6 protein-coding genes and 1 pseudogene are annotated in these 6,366 nt (G+C 43.2%); 6 read left to right on the top strand and 1 reads right to left on the bottom strand.

Going from position 1 to position 6,366, the window contains the following annotated elements; all coding sequences use genetic code 11:
* Positions 1-381: 381 nt before the first annotated feature.
* The gene (locus ACTVDO_RS16220; protein ID WP_442901872.1) at positions 382-1,659 is read right to left on the bottom strand and encodes an IS110 family transposase; all 1,278 of its coding nucleotides are present in this window, start codon (positions 1,657-1,659) and stop codon (positions 382-384) included.
* A gap of 120 nt (positions 1,660-1,779) precedes the next feature.
* Here ACTVDO_RS16220 and ACTVDO_RS16215 point away from each other — a divergent pair, with 120 nt between their 5' ends.
* From ACTVDO_RS16215 to ACTVDO_RS16190, 6 genes and pseudogenes are all read left to right on the top strand, one after another.
* Positions 1,780-2,664, top strand: coding sequence for a hypothetical protein (locus ACTVDO_RS16215; RefSeq protein WP_442901871.1), 885 nt, complete (start codon positions 1,780-1,782; stop codon positions 2,662-2,664).
* A 4-nt stretch (positions 2,665-2,668) separates the two neighbouring features.
* Entirely contained in the window at positions 2,669-3,379 is a 711-nt protein-coding gene (locus ACTVDO_RS16210) for a Piwi domain-containing protein (RefSeq protein ID WP_442901870.1), read from the top strand.
* A 268-nt stretch (positions 3,380-3,647) separates the two neighbouring features.
* Complete coding sequence (locus tag ACTVDO_RS16205) at positions 3,648-4,157, top strand: hypothetical protein (RefSeq protein WP_020959850.1); 510 nt, start codon at positions 3,648-3,650, stop codon at positions 4,155-4,157.
* A 341-nt stretch (positions 4,158-4,498) separates the two neighbouring features.
* Positions 4,499-5,377, top strand: coding sequence for an IS982-like element ISGth1 family transposase (locus tag ACTVDO_RS16200; protein WP_020959851.1), 879 nt, complete (start codon positions 4,499-4,501; stop codon positions 5,375-5,377).
* A gap of 110 nt (positions 5,378-5,487) precedes the next feature.
* A pseudogene (locus ACTVDO_RS16195) lies at positions 5,488-5,787 on the top strand (ATP-binding cassette domain-containing protein); the annotation flags it as partial.
* A 137-nt stretch (positions 5,788-5,924) separates the two neighbouring features.
* Positions 5,925-6,350, top strand: a complete 426-nt coding sequence (locus ACTVDO_RS16190; protein WP_442901869.1) for an NUDIX hydrolase — start codon at positions 5,925-5,927, stop codon at positions 6,348-6,350.
* The last annotated feature ends 16 nt before the right edge of the window (positions 6,351-6,366 follow it).

Below are 6,366 nucleotides of genomic sequence, written 5' to 3'. Positions count from 1 at the left end.
ACTTCCTCCCTCTATAAATGTTGATATATCAACGGTTGTAGTCGTTTCAGGGGTGTCAAAAAAATATTTTTCGACAAAGTTTCTAACATTATTTCTTAAATATGTGTATATCTTACATTGACTGGGTACGCTTCGCGGCCACTACTGGTTAAATTTGGTTGTAGTGGGGGAAGCGTATGGGATGCACCGTGGATCTCTGCATCGCTGATGATGACGAACCCTCCCATGTCTCTTGGCATCCTTGTGCCTACATTCCTTCGTTCGGTCTAGTCATCAGGCAGAGGCCGGCTAAGCTCCTTTAGGGACTCAAGGTCGAATGGATGATATCGCGCCAGCTTCTCCGTGTCATCCTTGTTGTCTAGAGAATCGAGACTATAGGCATCAAGCAGCCGTTTCGAGGCCAAAGATGTCCTGCATCATTCGCTTCGCATCGAACGCTTGGTGCTTCGTACATACAGCGTGCAATACCTTCAATAATTTTCCGCATAACACCACAATCGATTGCTTCTTCCGCAACGGATTATCAGGACGTGTCGTGTAATAGTCGTGCAGCTGCCGAAACGCTTCGTTGTGGCGGATCATCGGCATCATCACGCGGAAGAGGAGGGCGCGCAACCGCCTTCTTCCACGCTTCGAGATCCGTTTTTGCCCTTTGTGTTGGCCGGAGGAATGTTCCCGCAGCGTCAGGCCCGCTAATTTGATAAGCTGCCGCGGATCCTGATAATGGGAGAAACTCCCGATCTCTGATAACAGTTCTACGATGGTCGCATCGCCTAAGCCCGGAACGGTCTTCAACCATTCGTACTCGACCGATGTCTGTACGAGTTCGATCAGCTGCTCTGTCAGTGCCTCGATTTCTTCTTCCAGTTGGCGGTACCGGCGGACAAGCGTGGCAATTTCGATACGGGCCATCTGTTGTCCTTCCGTTACGCCAATGGAATGTTGGGCCAATTCCATCAACTTCTTCGCTTTCGGTTTTTGTGGCGATTGTAATCCCTCACTTTGCCGGTAAAGGGCGAGAACCTCTTCTAGCTCTTTTCCTGCCAGATCACTCGGAAATGGCGTATATTCCAGCACCGCGAGCGCCATTTTCCCAAATGACGGGAAGACTTGGGAAAACTCCGGAAAATATCGATCAAGCCAGCGAATCATTTGATTTCGAATCGCTCCCTGTTCTTCCACCAATTTGGAGCGAAATGTCGCTCCAACGCGCAGTTCGGCCTCCATCCCTTTCAGAATGCGCGGATAGCTGAATCGGCCGTCTTTCACTAACCGGGCAATGACGAGCGCGTCTTTCGCATCATGCTTGGTTGGAAGATTGTCGTCCAGCTCTTTGGAGCGCTTCACGTGCATCGGGTTTGTCATGACGAGAGGGATGCCTTTCTCATCAAGAAAATAGGCGAGATTCAGCCAATAATGTCCCGTTGGCTCGATGCCAACGATCACCTCGGTTTTTCCAAATTCCTTCATGGCTTCCACGATGCACTGGTACAACCATTCCAATCCTTCTCTCGATTGCAGAACGGGAAACGGCTTTTTTAACACCCTCCCTCGCTCATCCACAAAGCAGGCGTAATGCTTCTTTTTCGCGATATCCATGCCAACGACGAGCGTTTGATCGGTGACTTGATTAATCTTCTTGTTTGAGATAGAATTCATGTATAGTCCTCCTTGGTATCCAAATTAGGGGTCAATTCATCCGATTGACACCCCCGAATCATACCAAGAGGGCTTTTTTTATTCAAGTCCCCGAAAAAACTTCTAACAGGAATGCTCCTTTTGAATTTTTGTGGTTTCGTCACTTCAAAAATTCTACATTTTAGGGGTGAAGTCCTTTTTTGTGTCTTTGAAATCCTTATGGCTCTTGGGTCAAAAAATATGCAAAATGCTCACTTAGAAAAAAATGAACTGTGGAAGCTAAAAGGGGTTCATGAAAAAACACCGGTCGTACATGTAAAAAACAGAGACGGTCATCTTCTTCCATATTTGCCCCATTTGCTAAAATTAACTTGTTCATACGAGCAATTGCCGCCATCGATGACGAAGAAAGTGAATCGCCTGATTAAGCTGTCACCGCATGAAAAAATGTTTAAGCTTTATACAGAAGCGTTCCGCTTGCTTAGTCAACAGCAAGTGTTGACGTTCCAAAAAGAAAATGTACGGGCGGTTAACCTAGGCTATGATGTTAATGAGCTTGATTCCCCGATAATGGAGTTTGGACAAGGATATAAAACAAATGAGATTTATAGGGGGCTTAAGCAGTCGGGAGTGTATGAACCGAGCAATGTAACCGTCAGCTATTTCGTCGATCCACAGCTGAACTATGACCCACAAAAGCGAAAAGAAGTAGGGTGTTTTGTAAAAAAGCTAGAATCAATGTCTGAAGCACTTGGAGTAAAGCTTAATGTTTCTGATCAGCCGCGTCAACTATACGGTCAATTGCCCAAAGACTTTTTGAAACAAGATAACCTGTCGTATCATTTGAAATCCATTACTGACCAGTTCCGCGGAACGGTCGTCGTGGTTATTGGAACAGAAGAAAATATTGATCGCGCCTACGTTACGATTAAAAAAGAATTTGGCGGAAAAGAAGACTTAATGACGCAATTTGTTGGATTCACTTCTTCTTTAGTTACGGAAAATAATATCTTTCACTTACTATAATATTTTGCTAGGGATTTATGCCAAGGCAGGAGTTCAGCCTTGGATCTTGGCCAGCCCGATGCATTCAGATTGCTTCATTGGCTTGGATGTCAGCCATGAGTACGGAAAGCACGCCTCTGGGATCATTCAGGTGATTGGACGCGATGGAAAAATCATTAAACAGAAATCAGTTGCCACGGCGGAAGCAGGGGAAATAATCGCTAATTCCACAATGGAAGAGATTGTGAATGAAAGCATATACAGCTACGAACAAACCTATGGAGCAAAGCCGCGGCATATTACTTTTCACCGCGATGGTATTTGTCGGGAGGATCTAGATTTTTTGCAAGCTTATTTGCGATCATTTCAAATTCCTTTTGATTTTGTAGAAATCATAAAAAAACCGCGAAGAAGAATGGCTATTTATTCAAATAAAAAATGGGTGACAAAGCAAGGAATATACTATTCAAAAGGAAACACGGCGTATTTATGTGCGACAGATCCGAGAGAGTCTGTAGGCATGGCTCAACTTGTAAAAATTGTTCAAAAAACGAATAGTCTGTCGGTTCATGAGATTGTTTCTGATGTATATAAGCTATCGTTTATGCATATTCATTCCATGTTGAAGACACGTTTGCCGATAACGATTCATTACGCCGATTTGAGCTCTACTTTCCATAACCGCGGGCTGATTCATCCGCGTTCGCAGTATGAAAGGGCATTGCCGTTTGTGTGATGGTATATTCGCATTGACAACTCGATCGCCGCTGCGCTGTTAAGCAAAAAGGGTTATACTGAAAGTGAACGAATCGAATTGAAAAATGCGAAAAAAAGATTGCAAAAGGAATGAGCATTGCCGATATTGCAATATATTTGACCTAACGGAAGAAGAAGTTCATAAAAGGGTAAAAGATGAGTAGGAAGGGACTGTGCTTGGCACCTGCTAGCTCCTGAAATAGCGTTTTTACATTTAGCGAAAAACTCACAATAAGGATGTGATTCCAATGATGACAAATAAAGATTATCAAGAAATTGTAGAAAAAAAGTACGGTAAGCCGTTGAAAGAGATTATGTATGAACTTTGCGTGATTAGAGATGTTGTTCCTTGGGAAGGAGCAAGCGAGTTAGGCGTGCCTAAAAGTACATTTTTATCATGGAGAAATAAATTTCGTTTTGGTCCGGTTCAAAGGAAAGCTGATTTTGCAAGACAAATGCGTGATAACACGATTAACAAATATAAACAGGAATTAGAGGATATTGATTTCGAACGTGATTTTATTTACAAGGATGAAAAGACCATTAGAGGATTTAAAGAAATAATGGAGCGCCTTTTGGAACTAGAGAAATACAAGAGAACATTATTAGATGACGATGATACTTCTTCGGATATATTAATAACAATGAAAATAGCAGCCATTGAGCAGACATTAAATTATTTGATGGAATACGAACAAGGGAAATTGCATGAAGAATTTAACCGAGAGCGAGAACGTATACATTATGGGAGGAAATAAAGAGATTTAAAACAATATTTGCATGTGGAGTGAATGTATAACGATTGGCCATGACCGCTTGTTTAAATAAAGGGCTGACACAGCGTTTTTTAATGAGCTTATTCTTCTCTTTTTTCCCGTATATGTATTGGCCCAGTACCTGTTGTTACCCGCTAAAAGAGGAAAATTGAAAGAAATCGATTAAGTGGTCTGTAACAGCAATACGGGGGAATAAAGGGATGGGATAGTGAATGAATATGAACCCGTGGTGCTAGATAAAATCAGACAAGCATAAAAATAGCCCTTGCATGAGGATCTCCTTAAAATGAAAGTGCGACCAAACATTTAAAAGGAGAATTCACATGCAAGAGCACTTTCATTTTACAACAGATCGAGCCAAACTTCAAAAACAATATGTATCGATTTTGTGTTTTGTATCAGCTCAACTATCGAGTATCCAGATTCATCTTCAACGTCGAAATCTTCATTTGTTGAAACAGAAGGACGAGGTCATCATCGCCGTCCATGTCCTTGGAAAGTTGTTAGGCTTCACTTCCGAACGGGCTTGGCACCGGTTTGTGATCGGGAATTTGTTTTCCAAGGACTTGTTCCCTGAACGTTCTCGATACAACCGTCGCTGCCGAGCGCTTGGCTTTGCGATCAAGTGGATGCGGCACCAGCTGGCCAAGCGTGGACAACACCATGCGTATGCGGTCGTGGACAGTTTGCCGATCGAGCTGTGTCATTCATCCCGAATGTATCGCGCCAAACGGTTTCGTGGAATTGCGGATATTGGCTATTGTGCTTCGAAAAAGATCGCTTTCTATGGGTTGAAACTTCATCTGCAGGTCACCGACCAAGGGCTTCCGATGGGATATGTCGTCACTGAAGCGTCTTGTCACGATCGGGTGGCCGCTGAAACCGTCATGACGCAAATTCCACATCCATATAACCTAGGTGACAAAGGGTATATCAGCCAAAAACTGCAAAAGAAGCTGTACGAAGAGCATCGAGTCGCTTTTTGGACGCCCGTTCGAAAAAATCAGCGAATTCTCCAATCCGACGCATGGAAACAGTGGATGAAACGAAAACGCAAAGTGATTGAAACCGTGTTTTCGATTTTAGTCGATTCGTATCGGATCACCGAGATTCGAGCGAACTCGGTTTCTGGATTTGAAACGGCACTGGATGGTATTTTACTGGCTTACTCGCTTGTTGTTCTTAGGCTAGTTGAGTGTTAAAACTCAACTAGCACCACGGGTGAATATGAGTCTTTATAGTTGTGTCTCCTATTCTGAAAATGGATAGGGGGCTTTTTTGTCCCCGTAAAATCAAAAATGGGGATGATCATATGATTCTTCTAGAAGCGTTCAATATCAAACATTATGTGAAAGACCGATTATTACTTGATGTCGATCGATTGACCATTTATAAAAATGACCGCATCGGCTTAGTGGGACGTAATGGCAGCGGCAAGACGACATTGTTAAACATATTGGCCGGAATGATTGCCTCAGAAAAAGGAAACGTGATTCGCCATGCTCGATGCGAATTGTTGTCACAGTTAAAGCAGATGGACACTACGAAAAGCGGCGGAGAAGTGACACAGGCCTATATCCACGATTTGATAGCCAAAACCCCGGATTTTGTTGCGAGAACAATAATGAAAGACAATGGAGGATGCGATGGAATTCTATGCATCGCGAGTGCCATGCTACGATTCTCTCACCATGAGACTGATGACTTTGTCTAGCTGAAAATGATCATTGATATAGGGGGCAGCGTTTCATGAACATACGCAAATGTTCTAGAGCCGTAATCATCAATGAACGGAATGAAATTCTTCTTCAGAGATTTGAATTTCGGGATGTGGTAGGAAACAAAGTGTTATGGGTGACTCCAGGGGGAGGGATTGAAGAAAACGAGACGCCGGCGGAAGCGTTAAAAAGGGAGTTATACGAAGAACTAGGCATTGTTGTCGACCTTCTCGGCGAGCCCCTATTCCAACTGGATGTATGGATCGAAGGGAAACAAGGTCCTTTTATTAGTCGTGAGATTTATTACAAAATTGTGATTCCATCGGACACTAGATTATCGTTCGAAAATATGACGAAAGAGGAAAAGGAGGCATGGCAACAGGTAAAATGGTGGAGTAAGAAAGAATTGCAGAACATCAATGATTTTGCGCCGCGTGAACTATTGAACTACATATAAAAACGATGGGGTTCTT

It is taken from the genome of Geobacillus sp. BK01 (assembly GCF_052220245.1).
Classification (GTDB): domain Bacteria; phylum Bacillota; class Bacilli; order Bacillales; family Anoxybacillaceae; genus Geobacillus.
The sequence above is the reverse complement of the archived record's forward strand: the minus strand, read 5'-3'. Positions and strand labels throughout refer to the sequence as shown.